A 22,972-nucleotide genomic window follows, 5' to 3' on the forward strand; every position below is an offset into this window, starting at 1 on the left:
GCTGAATTCAAGAAGCCCTCGTAGGGAGAGGAGCGCGATGAAGATAGCGACCGTCAGAGGCATGAATTTTGAAGTCCCCAACGACGCGTGGTGGAGCTTCTACAACAGTCCATATCCAGCTCACAAACTCGGGACGGCAGTTGATGTGTACTTTCCCGAGAAGGCGCTGTTTCCCCTTGAGGAGGGCATCGTTGAGGGCATCAAAAAGGTCAGAACTCCCGCTCACGTACCCATAAGGGAGGACTACGTTATGATTTTCCGCATTGGGGAATTCTGCCTCAAAGTTCTCCACGTTAAACCCACGGTTAAGGTAGGGGAGAAAGTTGCCCTTGGGGACGAAATTGGGGAAATGACAGTGTCGGGATTTTACATGCCGTGGAGCGACAGACACGTGCACTTCGAGCTTCGCTCCTGCGAGAATCCCTATCGCGCGAGGGGTGCTTTTCAAATTCGGCCGGAGCTTTTGAGGCTAGTCCCCACGGCGGAAGGACGGGAATTCGAGGTCGTCGAACGCCGTGAAAACTACTGCTGGATAGTGCCCACAAGACGGGGAAAGGAAAACCTGACACCAATTGCTTTTAATGACCATCCCATTGAAGGGGGCCTGCCGCACTATCACTACGGGGCGGTTTTTGGAAACACAGAAAAGGTTAGGGTACTTAATGTTGAGCTGCCAGCCCAGCAAATCTCTTCAGGGGCTTCGATTTTTAGAGCTGATTTCGAGATTATGGCAAATGGAGAAAAAGCTATAGGAGTGGGAATATACTGCAATCAGGAAAAGCTAAAGCTCGTTGGAGGTAATTTTGAAGAAGGGGAGATTATTGTGCTCACCGTGTTTCCAAAGACCCGGAAAAGTCGGAGAGTGTATTGAAACACCTCACTACATCTTTCCAGACCCACTCTCTGTTTTCAAGTGTGACCTCGAAAAGGGCATCGAATTTTACCTTTCCACTCATTTCGTTGAGGAGATCCTTCCTAACTATAAAAATGCAGTCCCCTTTGATATATCTGAAAACATCAAAGTAGCCGAGCATCTCTAGGTACCCGATTTCGTCGTACACCATTATCTTTCCATCTCTCTGGAGCGCCCGCTTTATGAACTCAGGGGCATCTGGATTGAAGTAGAACTTCCCGAATTTGAAGTCTATTTTCCCGTTCAGATGCCAGGACGACTTTCTCGCCAGTTTTGAGGTCTTCAACGTAAAAACCACTATCAAAACGCTCGCTTATTATTCCATATATATCGTCCAGCTCTCTGATAGCCTTTCGACTATCATAATTCCAAATGAGAAGCACGCCAATAAATTTTTCTATTTAACAGATAGCAAATTTGTTTAACGGAAGTGTTATATATAAATCAATTTTCATGTTTGGTGGTGATTCCCAATGAAAAAGTTTGTGGCAGTACTGTTGATTTTAACAGTGTTCATTTGTGGGTGTATAAACCAGGAAACAACAAGCCCTACCCCAACACAGTCCTCAGCTACAACATCCTCACTTCAAGCGTCGTTTGCTATAAAGGTCAGCGGACTTACAACTGGAGAGATAACACCGGAAGAACTTCAGTCCCTGGGAGGCGTGGAGTTCAATGCAACCCTCGTAAAGTCAACTGGGGCCAAGATAAACAACACATACGTGGGAGTTCCACTCAAGAAAGTGTTTGAAAAGCTGGGAATTGATGAGAGCAAGGTCAAATGGGTCAGGTTCAGGGCGGAGGATGGCTACGAGATAACGTTGAGCATGGACGATTTAAAGAACGCCTACCTCTGCTGGGAGGAGAACGGAGAGCCTCTCGGCCCCGACAACGGCGGCCCCATCAAACTCGTCATACCCGACCAGCCTGGAAAGCTGTGGCTCAAGTGGCTGAGCGAAATTAAGCTGATCGGGGACGAGAACGCAGTGGTGATACACGGGAAGACCAAGGTAACGGTTGTGGTGACCCGGGAAGATATCGACGAGCTGATGAAGTCCTTCGGAATGGAAGTGACTGTAGAGCTGAGAGGAGAGAACGTGACCTTCAGTGGAGTTCCGCTAAAGCTCTTCCTTGACAAAGCCCGCCCCGATGACGATGCAGTAAATATAACCTTCATAGCAAAGGATGGATACAGCGCCACGCTAGATTTCATGGCAGTCTATGAGAACGATAAAGCAATACTCACCCCAGACTTCAGGGTGGTAATCCCCGGCGAGCCGAGCAGGACTTGGGTAAAGGACCTGAAGGAAATCGTGATAGGGTGATTCCATGAAGCGGGCCGTTCTTGCAATCATCATCCTTCTCACATTTTCCCTCGGCTGCATAAGTCAGGGGAACACCAGAGAAACGACGACTCCCGCGTTAGTGTCCCTCAATGTATCAACCGAAGATTATTCGAACTGGACAGTCTATGTCACAAACGGCGAGAACGTTACGGAATATACCCTCGACGAGCTCAAGGGGATGCCCATGGAAGAGATGCTTGACAAGGATCTATCCATCGGAAAAACACTGGTGTGGAAGGGCGTCCCACCCCAAAAGCTCGGAAAAGGCGACGTCATAAATTTCGTTTCCGATGATCTGTATCTGGTGAGCATTCCGTACTACACGAAGATGATTCTGGCCCTATACGTGGATGGAAATCCACTCCAGGGAAACGACGCGCCGATAAAGCTCATCGTCGATCTGAGCTATGGCTGCCGCTGCAACTGGATTAAAAAGATTCGCGTCGTCGAGTTCGTAAGGAAGAGTGAGTGCTTCTCCGTTTACGGAGAGGTGTTCAACATACTCTACTTCTCGCCAAGAACCCTCAACATCTTCCGGGGGATAGATTCCATAGTGAAAAACGAGAGCAACTCAGCAAGGCTCAAAGACGTCCTCGATAAGGCGATCCTTAAAGAGACCGCAAAGAAAGTCGTTTTTGTGACCGGAGAGGGAAGATTCGAGTATTCTCTGGAGGAAGTGCTCGAAAAAGACCCAACGATTGTCTATGAAGACGGAGAATTCAAAATCCCAGAGCTCGGAATAAATGACCTTAAAGGTATTAACATCGAAAAGTGAGGGATTCTCATGCTACTGAGGAAATTTAAGAAAAAGGCCCTAAAACTAGTTGACGAGGATTTCAGAGTCTTAGATTTTTCATTTGGCCTGCCGTATACCTACGTCCTCATCGAGGGCAGAAGGGGAAAGGCCCTTGGAGTCGCAATGACCCTGCCGGAGGAGGTACAAAGGTACGAGAACTCCATCGAGGAGCCCTCTCTGGAGGCGTTCATAGAAAAAGCCGACAGCCTGAACATCATCGAGAGAGCCTTCGGCTTAGCAGCGATAAACGCCGTCTCTCAATATCACATCGACCTGAGCGATGCAAAGTGGATCGACGCCGTGGAGTTGCTCGATGAGAGTATTGAAAAGGTCGCAGTTATTGGAAACATGCCTCCCATAGTCAAAGCCCTGCGTGAAAGGGGCTTTGAGCTCTACATCTTCGAGCGCAACCCGAAGCTCTGGGACAGGAACACCTTCAGCGATGCCCTTGAGTACTGGCTTCTGCCAGAAGTCGATGCAGTAATGGCAAGTGCAACCTGCATCCTGAACGGAACCATCGACATGCTGCTTGACAGGGCTAAAAACGCCAGAATCTTCCTCTTGACCGGTCCAACGGGCCAGGTTCTTCCAGAGTTCTTTAAGGGCACAGGGGTAACGCACATAGCCTCGATGAAGGTTGTGAACGTCGAAAATGCAATACTCCAGCTGAAACTTGGCTGCTTCAGGGGATTCTCCAACGAGAGCAAGAAGTACGTCGTTGAACCTTGAGGGTTTTTCTTCTTTTGTCGTTTCTTCCACACATATTCAATGAACAATTCCGAACATCATAGCCTTCTCCGCGTCACAAATCTTTTTAAACCGAAAGCGACTCCCGAAGGCCTCAAGGTGAGAAAATGAGTCAGAGAGTTTCGGTTGCGGTTAGAAACGCAATGGTCTCGAACCGCTACCGCTACGTCCCCAGGATGCCGCGGTGGTTTTACTCTTTCGTGCCCTTCAAGGTAGCCACAGGTGGAAGCTCCGCCTTGGTCAGCCTCTACCTCCTTGAGCTGGGTGGGAATGCCTCGACCGTCGGTCTTACTTTCGCACTGGCGAGCTTGGCATCGATGCTCGGCGCTCTCTTCTGGGGAAAGCTCAGCGATAGGACTCTGAGGAGGAAACCCTTTATACTGCTCGGCTTCGCGAGCGTGCCGCTCTTCCTAACGCTGATGGCACTGGCGAGAACTCCTGCACAGCTCATAGCAATAAACACCGCCTACGCATTCTTCCTTGCATCGACGCTTTCCGTGCCGATAGCCCTGGTTTTAAGAAGCGTCAGAAAGCACAGCTGGGACTACGGTATAGGGAAGTTTAACGAGATAAGCGGCTGGGGCTGGGTGCTCGGTCTAGTTCTCGGCTTTGGCCTGTCAAGGTTTCTCACGATTCCCCAGCTGTTCGTGGCATTCGCCCTCTTCGGTCTGCCATCTGTGTTCATGGCCCAGAGGATGATACGGGAGGTCCCGATATATGTCAACAGAAAAGCCATAAGAGTATTCGGCAACTATGTCATCGAGAAGGCTCGCTACTTCCCTAGCTTCATCCTCCACACCAATTTCAGCCTTCCAGAGGGTCTGAAAAGGTTCTACATATCGTTTCTGCTCTTCTGGATAGCGGCAGGACTGTATTTCCCGCAGGTCCCCGTGCTCCTTACGGAGAACGGCTTCACTAGGGAAATCATTTACCTTGCCCTGATCGTCAACTCCACCATAGCGGCCCTCAACTACACCAGCGTCGGGACGAGTATGGGTGAAAACAAGGAAGGAACGCTTAGAAAAGGCCTCCTTATCAGAACAGGGGCGTTCGTAGCAATCACCGTCGGCGCGCTGATCTCTCCGGCACTGCTCCCCCTGGCGTTCGTCTCATACGCCCTGGCTGGCTACTCCTGGACCTTCATAGGTGTTTCATCGACGGCCATAGTTAGTGAAAATGCCGGTGAAAAGGAAAATGGAAGCGCTATGGGGACCTACAACGTTGTAAGCTCTGCTGGTTACATCACGGGAAGCGCCCTCGGCGGCTGGATTGTAGCCACTGCAGGCTTTGGAACAGCTTTTGGCCTTGGCTTAGTGCTCCTTGGGGGAAGCATCGCGCTATTGAGGAAATGAAAAGAGAGTCAGAACTTCAGAACCCTAGCTAGGACTATCAGAGGGTCCCACACGGGAGCGAAGGGTGGCGCGTAGGCCAGATCCGTGAAGAAAACATCCTTCGTGGTGAATCCAGCCTGAATCATGGCCGCTGCAGCGTCAATCCTTGGCAGTATCTCCCCACCGACGGCCTGAACGCCAAGCAGCCTGTTGGTCTCGTTGTCAACGACGCCCTTGAGATGGATTTCCTTAGCCCCAGGATAGTAGTGCGGTCTTGTCTTCGCCTTTATGAAGGCGGTTCTAACGTCGTAGCCCTCTTTTATGGCCTCGGCCTCGGTGAGACCGGTCTTACCTATCTCAAGGTCAAGGAACTTGGTTATGCTGGTACCAAGGACACCCGGGAAGGTTATTTCCTTGCCGGCGATGTTGCTCCCGGCCACGTAGCCCATCTTATTGCCTGACGGAGCCAGTGGAATCCACACGCGCCTGCCGGTTATGATATGCCGAGTCTCTGCTACATCTCCAGCGGCATAGACGTTCTCAACACTGGTCTGCATCTTTTCGTTCGTCCAGATTGCCCCAGTTTCGCCTGTTCTAACTCCAAGCTGTTTGGCTAGTTCAGTGTTGGGTTTTATGCCCGTCGCGATTATAACAAGGTCAGCGGGATACTCGGAGGCGTCGGTGACTACCTTTTCGACCCTTCCGTCACCCTCTATCCTCATCGTCAGCTCCTGCAGGCGGAGGTTGAGGTGGGCTTTGAGTTTCTCCTCCACAATGTCAGTGATCTCCTTGTCGAAGGTCTTTCTAAGAACGCGCTCACTCCTGCCGATGAGCGTTACGTTCTTGCCCTGGGCGACAAAGGCCTCGGCCATCTCGATGGCTATGTAGCCCGTTCCAATGATGACGACGTTTTCAACCTTGTTCTTCTCAATGTAATCTCTTATCGCAACGGCATCCGGAGGGAGATCTGCAGTGAAAACTCCCTCTAGCTCGAGTCCCTCTATGGGTGGAACATGAGGAGAAGCACCGTTGGCGAAGACGAGGTAATCCCACTCGTAGGTGTGTTCCCCGTCTTCCTCGCGAACCCTCACAGAACCCTCTTCGACCTCTATTACCTCTGCCTTCATGTGAAGGTCTATGCCACGCTTCTTAATGAAAACCTCCGGTGGATAGTGCATGAGCTTCTCCTTCGGCGAGATTCCTTCTACCACGTATGGAACTCCGCAGGGAGCGTGGCTGACCCATTCTGTTGCTTCAAAGACCTTAACGTCCCATTCCGGCTTCAGGCGCTTGATGCGAGATGCAGCGCTCATTCCAGCTGCTCCACCACCTATGATAACGACTGTCTTCTTCATAAGAATCACCAAAAGAGGTTCAAAACCTACGGTTAAAAAAGTTGGCGGACAAAAGCGGATCACTCCTTCTTCCTAAGGAAGTACTTCCTGCCCCTGACCTCCACCATGCGGTATATCTCACCTTCCCTCAGATCAATGCCTGGCTTGTCAAGCTCATACGTCTCATAGGTTTCCATATCCATCAGCTGAACTTCGTTTGGGGTTATGCTTGTCACCATTGCCTCGCTTTTCTCGTACTCCACCCAATCTATACCCTCCCTCTTCACGGTCTTCCAGTCCCTGTGCTCACTTTCGTTGGTCGAAAGGTTCCTGAGGCTCATGCCCTTCCCATCGACCCTCTCAACTTCATAGACGTTGCCGCGCCTATCTTCAACTATGTCCCCTTTCTGGAACTTCGGGATTCTAATGCTTACGCTCGTGCGGTAGACTTCCTTACTCGTCAGCCTGTCCATGCCCACGAGTTCATAGGCCTCACTTATTGTTCCGCCGAAGCGTTCCTTTATTGCCTGGGCAAGCTTTCTGGCACTCGAAGTCGAACCCATGTAGAAGTCCAAGCCTTCCTCCTTCTCTATAGTATCTTGAATGAAGCCCATCCTGTCCTTGCGCATTATCTCGTCAACCTTCTCCTCCACGAGCTTGCCTATGGCCTTCCTTTCCGCCTCTGTTAATGGCCTATCTTCCGCCCTGACCTGAAGGATAGCCTCAAAGTAACCGCCGAGGAACTTCTGACAGCGGGGACATACCGTCTGGCGGACGTAGACCGTCACGTACTTGACCTCATCGTGGAGCTCGCGCTGGAGCTCGTGGATTCTGGCTTTAACACGAACTTCATAGGTTATTATGGCAGGGAAGTACTCGATGTGCCAGTCCACCGGCTGGAAGGCTACTACTGCCGCTCCAACCGGGAGATCGTTTATTTCTCCAAGTTCTTCCATTGAAACTACTTCAAAGCTCCTCACGCGTTCATCGAGGGAATCCCCGAGCTCCTCAAGGAGAGCACCCTCAGCAACTTCAAAAATAAGCTCCTCAAGCTCGTAGGTGCTCGGGTCAACCCACACCCCTCGCTTCTTGTAGCTCCCACAGTTTTGACAGAGCTCTGTGTTTATCTCTCTTTCGATGAGCAGGACAGGGTTCTCTTTACGGAAGCACACCTGGCAGAGACCAACCACTAGAGGCCCACCCTCGCTCTCGCTTATTCCACACCTGTAGCAGAACCTCTCACTCATAGTTCTCACCGGAGAAGAAGTGAGAAGGGATGTTTAAAAAATCTCTGATTTCCTCAGAGGAACATCTTGGCCATTTGGGCATGTGGAATTCCCTGGATCCTCAGGACTCTATCCTCGTCCACATAGCCCAGCTCTATAGCCTTTCTAACGCATCTTTCGCCCGTGAGGTTAGCTATCGTGGCTTCCTCGAGAAGGCTTTCCAGGGCATCTTCCTCAACTAATTCTCCTTTGTAAAAGCGTTCCTTTACTTCTAATTTGAGTTCTCCTTCTCTGAAGGTCTTTCCAAGAAGCTCCTCGTCGCATGCTGCTAACAGAACTTCTCCCTGAACGCGATAGACCTTGATGTATATCATGAGCGCCACCGAGAAGAGAAACATCTGGTGGTTTAAAAGCATTGGGTAGAAAAATCAAGAGAGAAGAAAAGAGGGCATCAGCCCTCGGAACCTTCAATCTCGTTAACTGCCTCCTCGAGCAGTGTGTAGGCCTTGAGGATGTTGAGATAGGCCTTCCTGACGTACGGAAGTGCCGCAACGGCGAGGTTCTCTCTGTACGGGTTCATGTACTTCTTTGCCTCTGCGTAGTACTCGTCGGCGAGCTCCTTGTAGCGCATGGCCTCCTGAAGGGTCTTGTTGTCAACACCGAGTTCGACGGCCTTCTGGTAGAGCGGATCAAATTTCTGGTTGTACCTCCAGTAGAGCATGTACCAGACATAGTTCCAGGTGCTGACGATGTAGCGGGCGGTCTTGTACTCGATGGTGACGGTGACCGGTGAGGCATACTTTACCTTGATGACAGCATAGAGCGCGTTCTTACCCTCGATGGTATAGTAGTCAATGATGTGGTCGCCGGTTATCTTAATGTAGCTTGTATCCACAGGCAAAGTGACGAAAATGTAGTCTTCGGCACCGCTCGGCCCGTTAGCGGTTATCGTGAGCATGGTCTCGTCGGTGGTGACTCCAGTGACCTCACCGACTCCAACCGCCACGTATGGCTCGAGGATGGTCGGCGAGTACACCTCATTTTCGACTGGCTCCTTGGCCCTAACAGTGATCTCCGTGTAGGTGTCCTTGTAATAGTCGCTTATCACCTGTATCCTGAAAGTCTCTGTACGGTGCAATGGGACATAGCTAATGTCAAGTACTCCTGTACTGGTATAGTACTCTTGGCCATTTATACTAACAGCAACTGGAACCGCTATGGGGTCCATAGTAGCAAGGTCCAGGAGCCTAATCTTAAGCACTGAAGGTTTACCAAGGGTCGCCTCGGGATAGGCAACTATCACCATTTCAGGCTGGCCTACTTGGAACATCGTTGGAGCATATGTTATTCCCTCACCAGTATCTGCATTAATGAGGCCAAGGATACCTAGATACGTGCCGTTAGCGCTGAACTCTATTGTTGCATTTATAGTCCTGTTAGTACCCATTTCGAACAGGAATGGGCTTTCTCCTGTGGAGATATCCCCATTATCTCCAAGTATCTGGTAGTAGAAGACGTATTGCAACTGGTCGTATCCCACAGTATCATAGCCATGGACATTCACCACATAGTACCCTGGCGCCGGCATGAACTGTTCAAAAACTTCATCGCTAGTTGGGCCTATCTGGTAGTCATAGATAGTGTAGTTGGTAAAGTTAAGGAGATCCTCATAGGTCGGGAAGTAGAACACGTACAAGTCGAGGTCAGCGGTGGGGTCTTTGGGCTGGGTTATTCCGAACCTGATGAAGTAGGTAGTTGGATCAGCGTAGAAGGCTCCAATGAGGTCCCACTCATCCTGGCCAACGTTTCTGACCATAACGTCATTGGTGTCAAGCCTACCAAGACCGTAGCCGACGGCGGTGGCGTTGAAGTTATCATAGTTGTTCTCAACTATGGCACTAACGCTAATGTTTGTGGGGGTCGTGAGATATCCAGAAATAAGTTCAGGAGTAATTGTAACTGATGATATATTAACCTCAATCTCGTACTGGGAAGTGTCGTAGCCGCTGAAGTACTTGGTGAATACGCTCGAGTAGGCGGTTATCTCCCAGGTTCCCTCGACCGGGTCAGGGATAACCCAGGTGTACTCGTAGACGTTTCCGGCAGGGTTGGCTCCGACGTAGTAGTAGCCCGGAACGTACGCTGCAACGACCTCACCGAGTGGCCTGGCGATGAGAAGGGTCGTTCTGCCAATCGGGTTGCCCTCGGCGTCGGTTGCGATGCGGAGGGTGACGCGGAGCTCCTTGGTGCCGCGCGGAACCTTAACGAAGTAGTGCTTGGCTTCTCCAGGCTTCTCGGTGTCGGAGAGCTTGGCATAGCTTTCACCGTTCGGGTTCACCGGAATGTCGACGGTGACAGCTATGTAGCCGTCGATGTAGCTGGTGTCGGGGTCGTCGATGTAAACGAGTCCAACGTAGGTGCCGCTCTTCTGGAGCTTGGAGTAGTCGATGTTAATTAAGAACTGTCCTATGAGGTCGTCTATGCTCTGAGCACCGGCGCCGTCGATCGTGACCTCTGTGGTGTTGGGAATGATCCAATTAACGTTGGTGCTTATCCTGTAGGTCTTGTTCTGGAAGACGTACCAGAGTCCCCAACCTGGCTCATAGACGAGCGGTGAGAAGTATATCGGAACGCTTCCCGGATACTCGTTCCTTATGTAGACTCCCCTGTAAAGGTACGGGAAGCCAAAGGCGTTCTGGAAGTAGCCGTTGAAGTCCACATAGGCCTGTGATATCGGGATCATCGGAACGCCTATCGGGTTCTTGAAGCCGGTGTAGGTGGTTCCGGCGAAGATGTAGGTGGTCGGCTCCTGGCTGAGCTTCTCAAGCTCCTCGATGGCCTTGTCCACCTGTATGAGGCCGAAGCCCTGATCTATAAGGGTCCCATTGACGGGCTTGGCGCTGAGTTCGAGGGCGCGCTTTATCATTATGGGATCATAGGTCAGGTTGTGCTGCTTGGCGTAGCTAATCATCAGGGCAACGGCACCGCTGACATGCGGAGTGGCCATTGAGGTACCGCTCCATATTCCATAGTATCTGTTGGAGTCGTTGTAAACGATAGTGTACCACATCGGCAGGCTCGAGAATATGTCGGTACCCGGAGCCATGACGTCGGGGTCGAGCATACCGTCGTCCCTCGGTCCCCTGCTGGAGCTCATAGCTGGACCGGAGATTATGCCCATATCAACCCCGTACCAGAAGGACTCCCTCTCGTTGTCTACGTAGTTGCCGACGGTTATGGCGAGGTCGCTGTCACCCGGTGAGTGGACGGTGTTGGTGGTCGGGCCCTCGTTTCCTGCGGCTATGGCAAATGTAACACCGTACCAGTCGGTTAGCAGGTTAACGTAGAAGTTCTCCGGGCTCTCTATACCGTCGTTTATCTCGCCTCCACCACCTAGGGACATGCTTATGACGTCCGCACCGTTGAGGGTGGCGTATATCATTCCGCCGATGATCCAGCTAGTCCTTCCAAATCCAAACTCACCCGGAAGAACCTTGACCTCCATGAGCTGGGCGTTGGGGGCAACTCCATACACACCGCCGAAAAGCGGGTCGTCTGGAAGGCCAACGCCGGCAACGGTACCGCTGACGTGAGTTCCGTGACCGTGAGCGTCCCACATGAACATTGCGTAGTATGGAGCCATGAACTCGGCAAACGCAACGTTAACGAGGCTGGTGTTGAAGGTGAAGTACTCACCTGTCTCAGTATAGAGGCCAACCCCAGTATCATCAGTAAAGTTATTGTTCATATTGATATCCATGTATGCGGTGTAAGTGCCATTGTTGTCAACGACGAGAATCGGGTAAACATCGTTCTTATCACCATCAAAGTTCAAGTCAAAGTACCTCTCCGGGAGGAGTCCTATATAGTACATGTCACCGGTTATGTTGCCGATGTAATAGGTTCCCATGGTGTAGTTCGTGTAATATGCATCGTGGCCGTAGTACGGCGCATAAACACCCCAGAACAGGGTGACGTTCTTATCGACTGTTATGTAGCCACTAGACGTGGTGTTGGTGGAGTAGTATATCTCCGCGAGCCCCTCATCACTGGCGTCGTATATGTTCACAATCTTAGGCCTTCCATCGAGGGTGACCTGGAGGAACGGGTGGCCGACGTCAATTCCAGTGTCAAGAACGGCAACGGTGACATTGTCTCCGAGGACGCCATAATTAACCCATGTGTCGTAAGCGTGAATCGTGAAGATGCTCATGAACATGTCCGGGTGAGTGGGGAAGCTGGCATCTGGAGAAACATCTCCTGCCCCGGCCTCAGGGGCAACGGGCTCCTCGAGCTTGACCATCTCGTCCTTCCAGACGTGGAGTATTCCGGGTATTTCAGCGAGCTTTTCAACGTTGGAAACCGGCATTTCAACAACTATGAACTGCAGCTCAGGTTTGCTGATGGGGTCAATCTTACCAAGGCTCTTAAGGGCGTTGTAAACCTCAGTCCTGTGATCCCTATCCGGTGCCACTATGAGGCGCACCGTCTTACCGCTGCTCTCCAGAACCTTCTGGATTTCCTTCTGAAGGACTTCCCCTGGTATGAAATTGCTGGGCTTCTCCACCTCGATCTGCTGGGGGCTCTCGGACTGCTGTACTGGAGTCGCCGTTACTGCTAGCACTGATACTGCCGCTGGGATCGCAGAGAGTAGCATCACTACCACGACTAAAAGGCTCAGAGCCTTTTTGTTCATCCTAACACCTCCTAATCGTAATGCTCACCTATACAGTGAAAATCGCATGGATATAAATATTTCGTTCTATGGAGTAACCATATCCCCTCTACTATCCCGGTAACACCAGCAGTGACTCTTTTTGAACATTAGAATGCTAGTCTGTCAATCTCAGTAGAACAGAAAGTTAATACTGATACAGAGCGATGTGACTCCGACACCCTTCTTAGAATCCACCTTGACTCGGATAGGAACGGCACCGGTTACTCCTTTAGAAACAGCAGTGCCCCCAGAAGGAATATCAGCAGGAAGGCATCGATTCCAGGATCGAGGGCGTATATCATAATGGCAAGCACAAATGCAAAACTTTTTGTGTTTTTCTCGCTTTCCCTCAGGAGAAAACCTAACAAATAAGCCTCCAGAAGTCCAAAAAATCCAAAATCGGCAATTGCCTGTCCGAAAAAGAAATATGTGTAGTTGCCGCTCGCCCCAAAGAGCCCCGCAATCATATGTCTAGGATTGTCGCTGAATAGCAGACTCCCATGGAAGATGCCAGTCGGAAGGGAAAGACGAACCAAGTTGTGAAACACTAAAAAAGTAAAGCCAATCCTAATCAGAATTGCTTCGATGCTACCGCTGAGCCATATCACCAAAAGGCCCAAGAGGAGACCACTTCCCAGAGTTTTTGTATCAACTCTGAAAATCCCGCGGGAGTACATGTCAAATACGTAGGCGAGATACATCAGCACTATAAGGGAGCGGAACGTTCCGAGGAAGAAGATGAAGGTAAAGATCAGGAATAGTAGAGTCTTCACTTTGGTGCTGGTGTCTGTATACACAATACTGAGGGCTCCCAAAAGCGCAGAAAAGACAAGTGGTCCAACCAGCTCATACCTCAGGTGTTTTTCAAATAGAGGAACACCCACGACCAGATAAAGACCAATCGGGATAAGAAGGGCAATGACCAAGGCATGAACTGCAAATCTGTTGTACACATTGATACGGAGATAATAAGCCACAATGAGCAAGGTGGCCAACAGCGGGCCGAGGGGATATTCGAGGAATGAAAGCACAAATATTCCCAGAGCGTAGAACCAAGGATTTACCTTGAATCTGGTTGAATATCCGAGGGCAAATACTGCAAAGAACGCCAGAGCATAAACCACGCCCAACAGTAGCATCGAAGGAGAAAGACCTTTAGCATAAATTAGCTCTCTTAACTCGCCGTCAAAGTAGTTGGAATAGAGGGAGATGAGGAGATAACTGAAAAAGGCGAGGCTAAAGATTTTTAACCCCCTCACTTTACCACCAACAAATGTTAAAGGGAGAGCTTAAAAGGTTTGAGGGGTGCCGGTGAGATGAAAACTGGGACTGAAAAGCGTTACCTTTCACTGCTCCTCGTTGCGTCTTTTATCATTAGGCTGATACCTCACAGGACTCTTCTGCTGGCGACCTACGACGAGTACCTTCACAGAGACATAACACTGAGGCTCGCCGAGCAGGGATTAAGTGCGATATCAAAAGATATCCCATCCCTTCTCGGTCTGAGGGCCTACAGCTACCCACCGCTCTTCCACATCATCGGAGCAGCAGTGTATAAGCTGTTTCCCTCGGATTACATATTCTTCATACTCCCACCCATCTACGGCACCATAGCCGTGTTTGGCTTCTATCTAGCCTTTAAAGAGCTCATGGAAGATAGAAAGCGCGCACTCCTTGCGACGGCGCTTTTAGCTTTCGCTCCGAACTTCATATACAGGACTGGGCTCTACATCCCTGAGAACCTCGGACTGGCAATGTTCTCCTTCAGCCTGCTGTTCCTGATAAAGTTCCTGAAGACCAGGCGTCTCAAGTATCTGATAGTCCTCGGCGTTCTGCTTGGGGTGTACATGCTCACCCACAGGGGATGGATATTCTTCATGATGGCGGCCGCACTGATAGTTTTCTCGTACCTGTGGCCAACGGTAAAGAGGAACCTCCACTACTTCCTCGCCCTGCTAGTTCTGGCGTACATAGCATACCTCCAGGTCGAGTTCATTAACTCCCTTGTTGCAGACTTCTTCCTGAGGCTGCAGAAGACGGAAGTCAGCTTCTTGGGCTACTTCAAGTGGATAGGGATCATCCAGCTCGTATTTGGCGCTCTCGGAACGAGATATTACCTCGAAAAGGATCCCATAAGTAGGGGCTTTGCCCTTTGGGCCTGGGCATTTATGCTCGCCGGCGGTATCTCCTTCCGCTTCCGTGACCCCTACGCGACGATACCTCTCGCTGCCATGGCCACCGATTTCCTAATGGACGAAGTATTCCCAAGGGTGGCGTTACTCCTCAGGAAATCCTTTGAGGATATCCGGGGATTCGGAGCGGGCTGGATCAGGAAGATCACAGCAAAGAAGAGCTTCGCAACGGCAGTTATCATATTGATGCTCCTCGTTCCTTTCGCCCAGGGAACCTACGGTGCCTTCAATTACATCAACCCACCGACCATTAGCGACAAGGAGGCCTATCAGTGGGTTATCGACAACACCCCCGAGAACGCCACCATACTCGTCTGGTGGGACATGGGATATCTCATCATAGGCAACACCCATAGGAAGGATGTTGTCATCTGGAAAAAGGTCTACCAGGGCTTCTTTGGTGAGGCGCCAACAGCAATGGAAGCGAGCCGGGCGTACAACGACCACGTTGTGATGTTCAGCTCCAATCAGAGGGAGCGTGTCTATTTCCTCATGAAGAAATACAACGTGAGCTACATCTTCGTGGACAGGACAAGACTGAGCTACGGCCTTATCAAGTATGGCCTCATGGAGTACGCCCCCTATGATACCCACTTCAAGCTGGAGTTCTGCAACGGCAACGCCCAGATATACAGCTTCATTCCGGAGCCTGAACTGAAGCCGGTGGATCCCTTCCCGCTGAACTACACCGGAACCTATGAGCCTCTCGTGAACTTCCTGGAAAAGTTCTGGACTGGCTACAACTACGCTGACTTCGATGACCGCTACAAGGCCTACTTCAACCTCAACGCTTGGATGGTGGAGCTCTACACGAGGCTTTACGAGAAGACGGGAGATACGGCATTCAAGGAACGCACCGACTGGCTCCTACAATGGCTCTCTTACAAGCAGATGGACAACGGAGCCTTCCCGTGGGGCGTTCCACCGAATGATTTCACGCTCTACACGGCGTACACCCTTGAACCTCTGAGGGACATCAATTTCGATGGTAAAGAGAAGTCAATTGAGCTCCTCGAGAGCCGGGAGATGGAAGACTACTTCATGACGACGCCGAAGGACGAGAAGGGGTCACTTGTCGTCAACGCCATGTTACTTCCTCTCTACAAGGAGCTGGGAATACTCAACGAGACCACTGAGAAAAACGTGCTTGAGGGGATACTTAAAGAGCAGAAGAGGGGGGGCAGCTGGAACGATAACGTGGGAACGACCGTGGCGATAGCCTCAGGCCTCGCTAGGTACTATCAACTGACGGGCAATGAGACAGTTCTCGAGTCGATAAAGAAGGCCGCGGAGTGGCTGAGGGATCAGCAGGAAGAGAGTGGAAAGCTAAAGGCTGAGAAGTTTGAGTACGCCTACTCGCGCGCCACCTACGCTCAAATGGCCTATATATACCACATCGCTGGATTCACTGAGGATGAAAACAGGACGATACAGTTCATCTTCAACACCTTTGATCCCAACAGGGAAGTTCACCCACTAGACGCCGTTTTAACTATGTACCGCCACTTCAGTTACGCCTACGGCTGGGATAAAGCCATAGGGATGCTAAACGAACTGCTAGAGCTTCATTCGTTGATTAAATTTAATTAAATATTCCTTAGTTTCTTCTCTGTTTATTGTGCTCGGCAATTACAAATGGTATTGTCGCATTAGGAGATCTGTGGGAATGGGCGAAAAATATAAAAATTCAAGAAACATTTTCAGAAAAAACTTCGTGAGCTCCGCAAAAAGGAATAAAGAATTATGGTGCCTTTATCCATCCAATGCGTACATTTGGAGTTTCTATCATTTCTGTACGCCACCGAACATCACTGGATAGTTAATTTTAAATATAGACTTTCTATATATCACCCGCAGTAAACAACTGTGGAGGGATTTGTATGAGCGAATACAAGTTTATAAAGTGGTTTGAGGAGCTTGGAAAGAAGGACGTTGCCCTTGTAGGTGGAAAGGGTGCAAACCTTGGTGAACTTACCAACGCAGGTATTCCGGTTCCACCCGGGTTCTGTGTTACTGCTGAGGCCTACAAGTACTTTGTTGAGAACGTCCGCGTTGAGGATGGTAGAACCCTTCAGGAGTGGATTCTGGACATCATCACCCAAACCAACGTTGATGACTCCAAGCAGCTCCAGGAGAACACCGCTAAGATAAGGGAGAAGATCATCTCCATGGAGATGCCCGCGGAGATAGCCAAGGAGATTGTTGACGCCTACAAGAAGCTCAGCCAGCGCTTCAACAAGGACGCCGTTTACGTTGCCGTCCGCTCTTCTGCCACCGCTGAGGACCTCCCAGAGGCTTCCTTCGCCGGCCAGCAGGAGACCTACCTCGACGTCTACGGCGAGGACGACGTTCTCGACAAGGTCAAGCGCTGCTGGGCCAGCCTCTGGACTGCAAGGGCCACCTTCTACAGGGCCAAGCAGGGCTTTGACCACAGCAAGGTCTACCTCAGCGCCGTCGTCCAGAAGATGGTCAACAGCGAGACCAGCGGTGTCATGTTCACTGCCAACCCGGTCACCAACGACAGGAGCGAGATCATGATCAACGCCGCCTGGGGCCTCGGTGAGGCCGTCGTCAGCGGTGCCGTTTCTCCGGACGAATACATCGTTGAGAAGGGTACCTGGAAGATTAAGGAGAAGTACATCGCCAAGAAGGAGATAATGATTGTCAAGAACCCCGAGACCGGCAAGGGAACCGTCACCGTTAAGACCGCCGAGTATCTCGGTCCAGAGTACGTCGAGAAGCAGGTCCTCACCGACGAGCAGATACTCGAGGTCGCCAAGATCGGTGCCAGGATCGAGGAGCACTATGGCTGGCCGCAGGATATCGAGTGGGCCTACGACAAGGACGACGGCAAGCTCTACATCGTCCAGTCCAGGCCGATTACGACCCTTAAGGAGGAGGTTAAGGCGGAGGAGGCCGAGATGACCGAGGAGATGAAGGTTCTCCTCAAGGGTCTTGGAGCCTCACCGGGCATTGGTGCCGGTAAGGTTGTCGTCATCTTCGACGCGAATGACATAGACAAGGTCAAAGAAGGCGATGTCCTCGTCACCACCATGACCAACCCGGACATGGTTCCGGCCATGAAGAGGGCCAGCGCTATCGTCACCGACGAGGGCGGAAGAACATGCCACGCCGCCATCGTTAGTAGGGAGCTTGGCATCCCAGCCGTCGTCGGTACCAAGGAGGCCACCAAGGTCCTCAAGGACGGCATGCTCGTTACCGTCGACGGTACCAGGGGTGTCGTCTACGAGGGCATAGTCAAGAGCCTCGTTAAGAGCGAAGAAGAGAAGGCCGAGGGTAAGGTCGTCGTTGCCGGTGCTCCACTCATCACCGCCACCGAGGTCAAGGTCAACGTCTCCATGCCGGAGGTCGCCGAGAGGGCCGCCGCCACCGGCGCCGACGGAGTTGGCCTCCTCAGGGCCGAGCACATGATCCTCGGCATCGGTGCCCACCCGATCAAGTTCATCAAGGAAGGCAGGGAGGAAGAGCTCGTTGAGAAGCTCGTCGAGGGCATCAGGAAGGTCGTTGAGGCCTTCTACCCGAGGAGGGTCTGGTACAGAACCCTTGACGCTCCGACCAACGAGTTCCGCGAGCTCCCAGGTGGCGAGGACGAGCCAGAAGAGAGGAACCCGATGCTTGGCTGGAGAGGCATCAGGCGCGGTCTCGACCAGCCTGAGCTCCTTAAGGCCGAGTTCAAGGCCATCAAGAGGCTCGTTGACGAGGGCTACGACAACATCGGTGTCATGCTCCCGCTCGTCAGCCACCCAGAGCAGATAAGGAAGGCCAAGGAGATAGCCATGGAGGTTGGCCTCATTCCGCACAAGGACGTCGAGTGGGGCGTCATGATCGAGACCCCGGCTTCAGCCCTCATCATCGAGGACCTCATCAAGGAGGGCCTTGACTTCGTCAGCTTCGGTACCAACGACCTCACCCAGTACACCCTCGCCATCGACAGGGACAACGAGCGCGTCTTCAAGCTCTACGACGAGAAGCACCCGGCCGTTCTCAAGCTCATCGAGAACGTCATAAAGACCTGCAAGAAATACGGCGTTGAGACCAGCATCTGTGGCCAGGCCGGCAGCGACCCGAAGATGGTCAAGCTCCTCGTCAGGATGGGCATCGACAGCGTCAGCGCCAACCCAGATGCTGTCGAGCTCGTCAGGAAGACCGTCGCCAGGGAAGAGCAGAAGCTCATGCTTGAGGCCGCCAGGAAGAGGCTCTTCGAGTGAACCTCTTCAAGCAGCGCTCTGCGCTTCCTTCTTTTCTATCCCCTTTGATTTCTATCTTCCGTGACTTAAGCATTCTCCAGTTTTCTGAAAAACAGAGATGGATTCTTTATCCACAGCAAGGCTTTTATATTAGCGTTTCGACACCCGTTTGATTGACATGGATGGCGACAAAAGGGACAAAATAGATGCGATGAGGCAGCAAATCGTCGAGGGACACGTGGAGAAGACCCTCATCAAGTTAGCTTCCCCGCTCATAATCAACAACTTAGTGCAGGTTCTTTACAACCTCACGGATACCTTCTGGCTCGGCAAGCTCGGCAGGGAAGAGCTCTCCGCACCGGGGACCGCGTGGCCCCTCGTGTGGTTCTTTATGAGCATAGGGATGGGCTTCGCCATAGCAGGCTTTGCCTTCGTGAGCCAGTACGTGGGAGCCAAGAGGTACGACGAAGCAAACAGGGCGGCGGGCTCCCTCTATTCCCTCATGATGATATTCTCTGCCATTGTGGCGGTCGTCGGTGTTCTGATAGCGCCTCTGGCGATGGATTTCATGAACGTCACGCCTGAGGTTTATGACTATGCCCTAAGCTACACGAGGATAGTCTTCATCGGAATACCCTTCTCTTTTACGCTCTTCGCTTTCAACTTCCTCCTGAGGGCTATAGGAGACACCAAGACGCCAATGAAGATAAACGCATTCACGGTCTTTCTTAACATAGTCCTAGACCCGTTTCTAATCTTTGGCTGGCTTGGCTTTCCGGAGCTGGGCGTCGTCGGAGCGGCTGTGGCTACGATGGTCTCAAACAGCATCGGCTCGCTCATAGGCGGCTACCTGCTCTTCACAGGCAAGGTTGGAATCCACCTAACGCTGGAAAACCTGAAGCCGAACTGGGACTTCTACAAGCGTATCTTCAGGGTGGGCATTCCATCAAGCGTTGGTTTCTCCACGGATGCTCTAGGCTTTGTTGTGCTTACAAGGATTATATACGGTTATGGAACTGTAGCCTTCGCAACGTACAGCATAGCCAACAGGCTGATCAACTTCATGTTCGCCTTTGCCAACGGCATAAGCCAGGCCATGGGTACGATGGTAGGTCAGAACGTTGGGGCAGAGAAGTACGAGAGGGCCAAGAAGATAGCCGAAAAAGCGATGCTCATCAACTTCATAATCCTGAGTGCTGGAACGGCCATAGTCATAATTTTCAGGCCGCAGATATTCGGCTTCTTCCTAGAGGACCCAGAAGTTTTAGCGGAGAGCGTTAAGTTCGTGAAGTACTTCGCGGTCTCGCTGCCCTTCTTCGGCATACTCTCCGCGGTAAGCAACGTCTTTCAGAGCGCTGGCCACACTAAGAAGGCCATGGTGCTTGGCATGATAAGGCTCTGGATCCTGAGAATTCCTCTCGCTTACGGTCTCGGGCTGTTCCTGAATGACACCATTGGAGTCTGGCTCGGTATGGGGCTAAGCAACATCCTTAGCGCGCTGTTTGCCCTCGCTTGGTTCCTCCAGGGAAGCTGGATGAGAAAAATAATAGAAAAAGCACCATAACCCTTTTATATCAACGTTTCGATTGCGGTCTGATTGAACATGGGGGGCAAGAAAGTTCAGAAAATGCGCGAGGAGATACTCCAAGGGCCCATCGAGAAGACGCTTTTTGCGCTCTCATTTCCCCTAATAATCAACAACTTAGTGCAGGTTCTTTACAACCTCACGGATACCTTCTGGTTAGGACGCCTTGGTAGGGCAGAACTTTCAGCTCCTGGAACGGCATGGCCAATGATAGGGACTCTCATGGCTTTAGGCATGGGCTTTGCAACTGCCGGCTTTGCTCTGGTAGGCCAGTACGTTGGGGCCGGAAGATACGACAAGGCCAACAATGCAGCTGGCTCGCTTTACTCCCTTGTCCTCATATTTGCGACAATCGTTGGCGTATTCGGCTACTTCGTGACCCCCTATGCGCTTCATTTCATGAAGGTCTCGGAGAGCGTCTATCCCTACGCCCTGGCCTACACCCGAATAATCTTCCTCGGCATACCCTTTGCATTCACCAGCTTCGCCTTCAGCTTCCTTCTGAGGGCGGTTGGTGACACCAAAACGCCAATGAAGCTCAATCTTTTAACGGTTGCCATAAACGTAATTCTTGATCCGATACTTATCTTCGGCTGGCTCGGCCTTCCGGAGATGGGAATAAAGGGAGCCGCTCTGGCAACGATAACGGCCAACAGCGTCGGCTCACTCATCGGGGTGTATCTCCTCTTCAGCGGTAGGGTTGGGGTTCACCTGACACTTGAAAGCCTCAAGCCCAATCTGGAGTTCTACGGCAAGATATTCCGCATAGGACTACCCTCGAGTGTCGGGCAGTCGGCAAATAATTTTGGCTTCGTAGTTCTGACGAGGATTATATTTGGCTTCGGCGATGTAGCTTACGCTGCCTATATAATCACCACTCGCCTAGTGAACGTCCTCACGAGTATAGCAAGGGGAATAGGAATGGGAATGGGCACAATGGTCGCCCAGAACGTCGGTGCGGAGCAGTACGAAAGGGCCAAAAAGATAGCCGAGAGGACAATGATGGTGAACTTCGCGATAGCCTCGCTTTCAGTCCTCCTGATAGGGATCTTCCGGGAGGATATTTTCCGCATCTTCCTCAATGATCCAGCCGTTATAGCAGAGAGTGAGATAGTGCTCAAGTACTTCCTCATCTCAGTCCCATTTTTCAATGGCATCTTTGTCGTCGTGACCAACGTCTTTAGGAGTGCCGGCCATACCAAAAAGAGCATGACGCTGAGCATACTGCGCCTCTGGGGGCTCAGAGTACCTCTTAGCTACGCCTTTGGATATATACCGGCGATAACAATACTCGGACTCACGATACCCCTTGCCGAGTTCTTTGACTTCACCAGCAAGGGCGTCTTCTTCGGCATGGGATTGAGCAACTTTATAGCCGCAGGTGTTGCATTAATATGGTTCGTGCGGGGCACATGGATGAAAAGGATCATTGAAAGATGGTAATACCCTCCTATTTTGCCCCCCAAAGGGTAGGGCCTGAAAAGTCGTTAAGTAAAGATGTTCGTGAAAAGTTTCCTGCCTTCACGAGTAAGAACCGATAATTTTTTAAACTTTCTTGCGAATTATAAGTAAATATTCGAATCTAAAATCATGGGGGTAAAATCAGCAGCTCAAATCAGGAGTCAGACTAATAAACCCCCTCCCCAACCCCCTTTTGGTGATGGCATGATCAGGGACGAACGCTGGGAAGGTGTCTACTCTTTTGAGGACTCCCCATTCATTATGGAGATTTTGACTGAGCTGAGAGATGAGAACACAGGCCCGATAGCCTTCAGGAAGGGTCTTGTCAAGCTTGGCAGATACATGGCCTACGAGATAACCAAGACAATGGAGACGGAGAGGATCAAGATAAAGACGCCCCTCGAAGAGACCGACGGGATCCTCATTGCCGACAGGCGTAACGTTGTCATAATAACCGTTCTGAGGGCAGCAATACCTCTTATGGAGGGACTCATTAAGGTCCTCGACCACGCCCGCGTGGGCATTGTCTCAGCCTCCCGCGGCAAGGCTCCGAAGTTCGAAATAGAGATGAAATACGTCAAGGTGCCCCAAATAACTGAGAAAGACACAGTCATCATAGCCGACCCTATGATAGCGACAGGCTCGACGCTGATTAAGGTTCTCGACGAGGTCAAGAAGTACGGAAAGGCTAAGCGCTACGTCATCGTCGGCGTCCTGGCCGCTCCAGAGGGAATAAGCAGGATAAAGGAAGCTCACCCCGACGTGGAGATGTTCGTCGCGGCGATAGACAGGGAGCTCAACGAAAAAGGCTACATCCTGCCGGGCCTTGGCGATGCTGGAGACAGAGCATTTGGGGCGCCGATTAAGGTCTGAGATGCGTTTCTTTCCTTTTTCGATTTCCCAAGATGCACGACCTACGTTAAATTTATAAGTTCGCGCCTGGTTATTCCTTTTGACCCGTAGACGCGGGGGTTGCCGAGCCTGGTCAAAGGCGGTGGACTCAAGATCCACTCCCGCAGGGGTTCCGGGGTTCAAATCCCCGCCCCCGCACCATTCTAACAAACTCCACCTTCGCGAGATTTGATCGGGGTTCGCATGTGGGTTCCAGAATGGCTG

The 22,972-nt window shown here is 51.4% G+C and carries 16 protein-coding genes and 1 tRNA gene; 11 read left to right on the forward strand and 6 right to left on the reverse strand.

The features are described 5' to 3' along the window. Window positions 1-37: 37 nt before the first annotated feature. Entirely contained in the window at window positions 38-871 is an 834-nt protein-coding gene (locus TON_RS01555) for a hypothetical protein (RefSeq protein ID WP_012571256.1), read from the forward strand. Here TON_RS01555 and TON_RS01560 read toward each other — a convergent pair. After that, on the reverse strand, window positions 828-1,199 hold the full coding sequence (locus TON_RS01560) for a hypothetical protein (protein WP_012571257.1): 372 nt from the start codon (window positions 1,197-1,199) through the stop codon (window positions 828-830). The genes TON_RS01555 and TON_RS01560 overlap by 44 nt on opposite strands. Before the next feature lie 187 nt (window positions 1,200-1,386). On the opposite strand from TON_RS01560, the gene TON_RS01565 reads away from it, so the two are divergent. From TON_RS01565 to TON_RS01580, 4 genes are all read left to right on the forward strand, one after another. Then, entirely contained in the window at window positions 1,387-2,238 is an 852-nt protein-coding gene (locus TON_RS01565) for a molybdopterin-dependent oxidoreductase (protein WP_012571258.1), read from the forward strand. A 4-nt stretch (window positions 2,239-2,242) separates the two neighbouring features. Then, window positions 2,243-3,034, forward strand: coding sequence for a molybdopterin-binding protein (locus TON_RS01570; RefSeq protein ID WP_012571259.1), 792 nt, complete (start codon window positions 2,243-2,245; stop codon window positions 3,032-3,034). 9 nt (window positions 3,035-3,043) lie between these two features. Beyond that, window positions 3,044-3,784 (forward strand): Rossmann-like domain-containing protein, encoded by a 741-nt coding sequence (locus TON_RS01575; RefSeq protein ID WP_012571260.1) that lies wholly within the window; start codon window positions 3,044-3,046, stop codon window positions 3,782-3,784. Between the two features lie 125 nt (window positions 3,785-3,909). Continuing rightward, window positions 3,910-5,154: an MFS transporter gene (locus TON_RS01580; protein WP_012571261.1), complete on the forward strand. Its 1,245-nt coding sequence runs from the start codon at window positions 3,910-3,912 to the stop codon at window positions 5,152-5,154. Window positions 5,155-5,162: 8 nt separating this feature from the next. Here the strand turns inward: TON_RS01580 and cdr are convergent, their stop codons facing one another. From cdr to TON_RS01605, 5 genes are all read right to left on the reverse strand, one after another. Next, on the reverse strand, window positions 5,163-6,488 hold the full coding sequence (cdr, locus tag TON_RS01585; protein WP_012571262.1) for a CoA-disulfide reductase: 1,326 nt from the start codon (window positions 6,486-6,488) through the stop codon (window positions 5,163-5,165). Window positions 6,489-6,547: 59 nt separating this feature from the next. Beyond that, window positions 6,548-7,714, reverse strand: a complete 1,167-nt coding sequence (locus tag TON_RS01590) for a 60S ribosomal export protein NMD3 (protein ID WP_012571263.1) — start codon at window positions 7,712-7,714, stop codon at window positions 6,548-6,550. A gap of 53 nt (window positions 7,715-7,767) precedes the next feature. Next, window positions 7,768-8,067, reverse strand: a complete 300-nt coding sequence (locus TON_RS01595) for a DUF424 domain-containing protein (protein ID WP_012571264.1) — start codon at window positions 8,065-8,067, stop codon at window positions 7,768-7,770. Window positions 8,068-8,144: 77 nt separating this feature from the next. Then, window positions 8,145-12,389: a S8 family peptidase gene (locus TON_RS01600; protein ID WP_012571265.1), complete on the reverse strand. Its 4,245-nt coding sequence runs from the start codon at window positions 12,387-12,389 to the stop codon at window positions 8,145-8,147. A gap of 242 nt (window positions 12,390-12,631) precedes the next feature. Next, a complete protein-coding gene (locus tag TON_RS01605) occupies window positions 12,632-13,669 on the reverse strand; it encodes a hypothetical protein (protein WP_012571266.1) in 1,038 nt (345 codons plus the stop codon). A 57-nt stretch (window positions 13,670-13,726) separates the two neighbouring features. Here TON_RS01605 and TON_RS01610 point away from each other — a divergent pair, with 57 nt between their 5' ends. The 6 genes from TON_RS01610 to TON_RS01635 all read left to right on the forward strand — a co-directional run bounded on the left by TON_RS01610 (window position 13,727) and on the right by TON_RS01635 (window position 22,909). Beyond that, window positions 13,727-16,192, forward strand: a complete 2,466-nt coding sequence (locus TON_RS01610) for a glycosyltransferase family 39 protein (RefSeq protein WP_012571267.1) — start codon at window positions 13,727-13,729, stop codon at window positions 16,190-16,192. Window positions 16,193-16,482: 290 nt separating this feature from the next. After that, a complete protein-coding gene (ppsA, locus tag TON_RS01615; protein WP_012571268.1) occupies window positions 16,483-18,831 on the forward strand; it encodes a phosphoenolpyruvate synthase in 2,349 nt (782 codons plus the stop codon). Window positions 18,832-18,988: 157 nt separating this feature from the next. Next, window positions 18,989-20,374 carry an MATE family efflux transporter gene (locus TON_RS01620; RefSeq protein ID WP_012571269.1) on the forward strand — a complete coding sequence of 462 codons (1,386 nt, stop codon included), beginning with the start codon at window positions 18,989-18,991 and terminating at the stop codon, window positions 20,372-20,374. Between the two features lie 39 nt (window positions 20,375-20,413). Then, a complete protein-coding gene (locus TON_RS01625) occupies window positions 20,414-21,838 on the forward strand; it encodes an MATE family efflux transporter (RefSeq protein ID WP_012571270.1) in 1,425 nt (474 codons plus the stop codon). Window positions 21,839-22,060: 222 nt separating this feature from the next. Continuing rightward, on the forward strand, window positions 22,061-22,729 hold the full coding sequence (upp, locus tag TON_RS01630; RefSeq protein WP_012571271.1) for a uracil phosphoribosyltransferase: 669 nt from the start codon (window positions 22,061-22,063) through the stop codon (window positions 22,727-22,729). Window positions 22,730-22,821: 92 nt separating this feature from the next. Further along, window positions 22,822-22,909: transfer RNA gene (locus TON_RS01635), tRNA-Leu, on the forward strand. Window positions 22,910-22,972 lie beyond the last annotated feature (63 nt).

Origin of the sequence: Thermococcus onnurineus NA1 (assembly GCF_000018365.1) — an archaeon.
In the GTDB taxonomy this organism is placed as follows: domain Archaea; phylum Methanobacteriota_B; class Thermococci; order Thermococcales; family Thermococcaceae; genus Thermococcus; species Thermococcus onnurineus.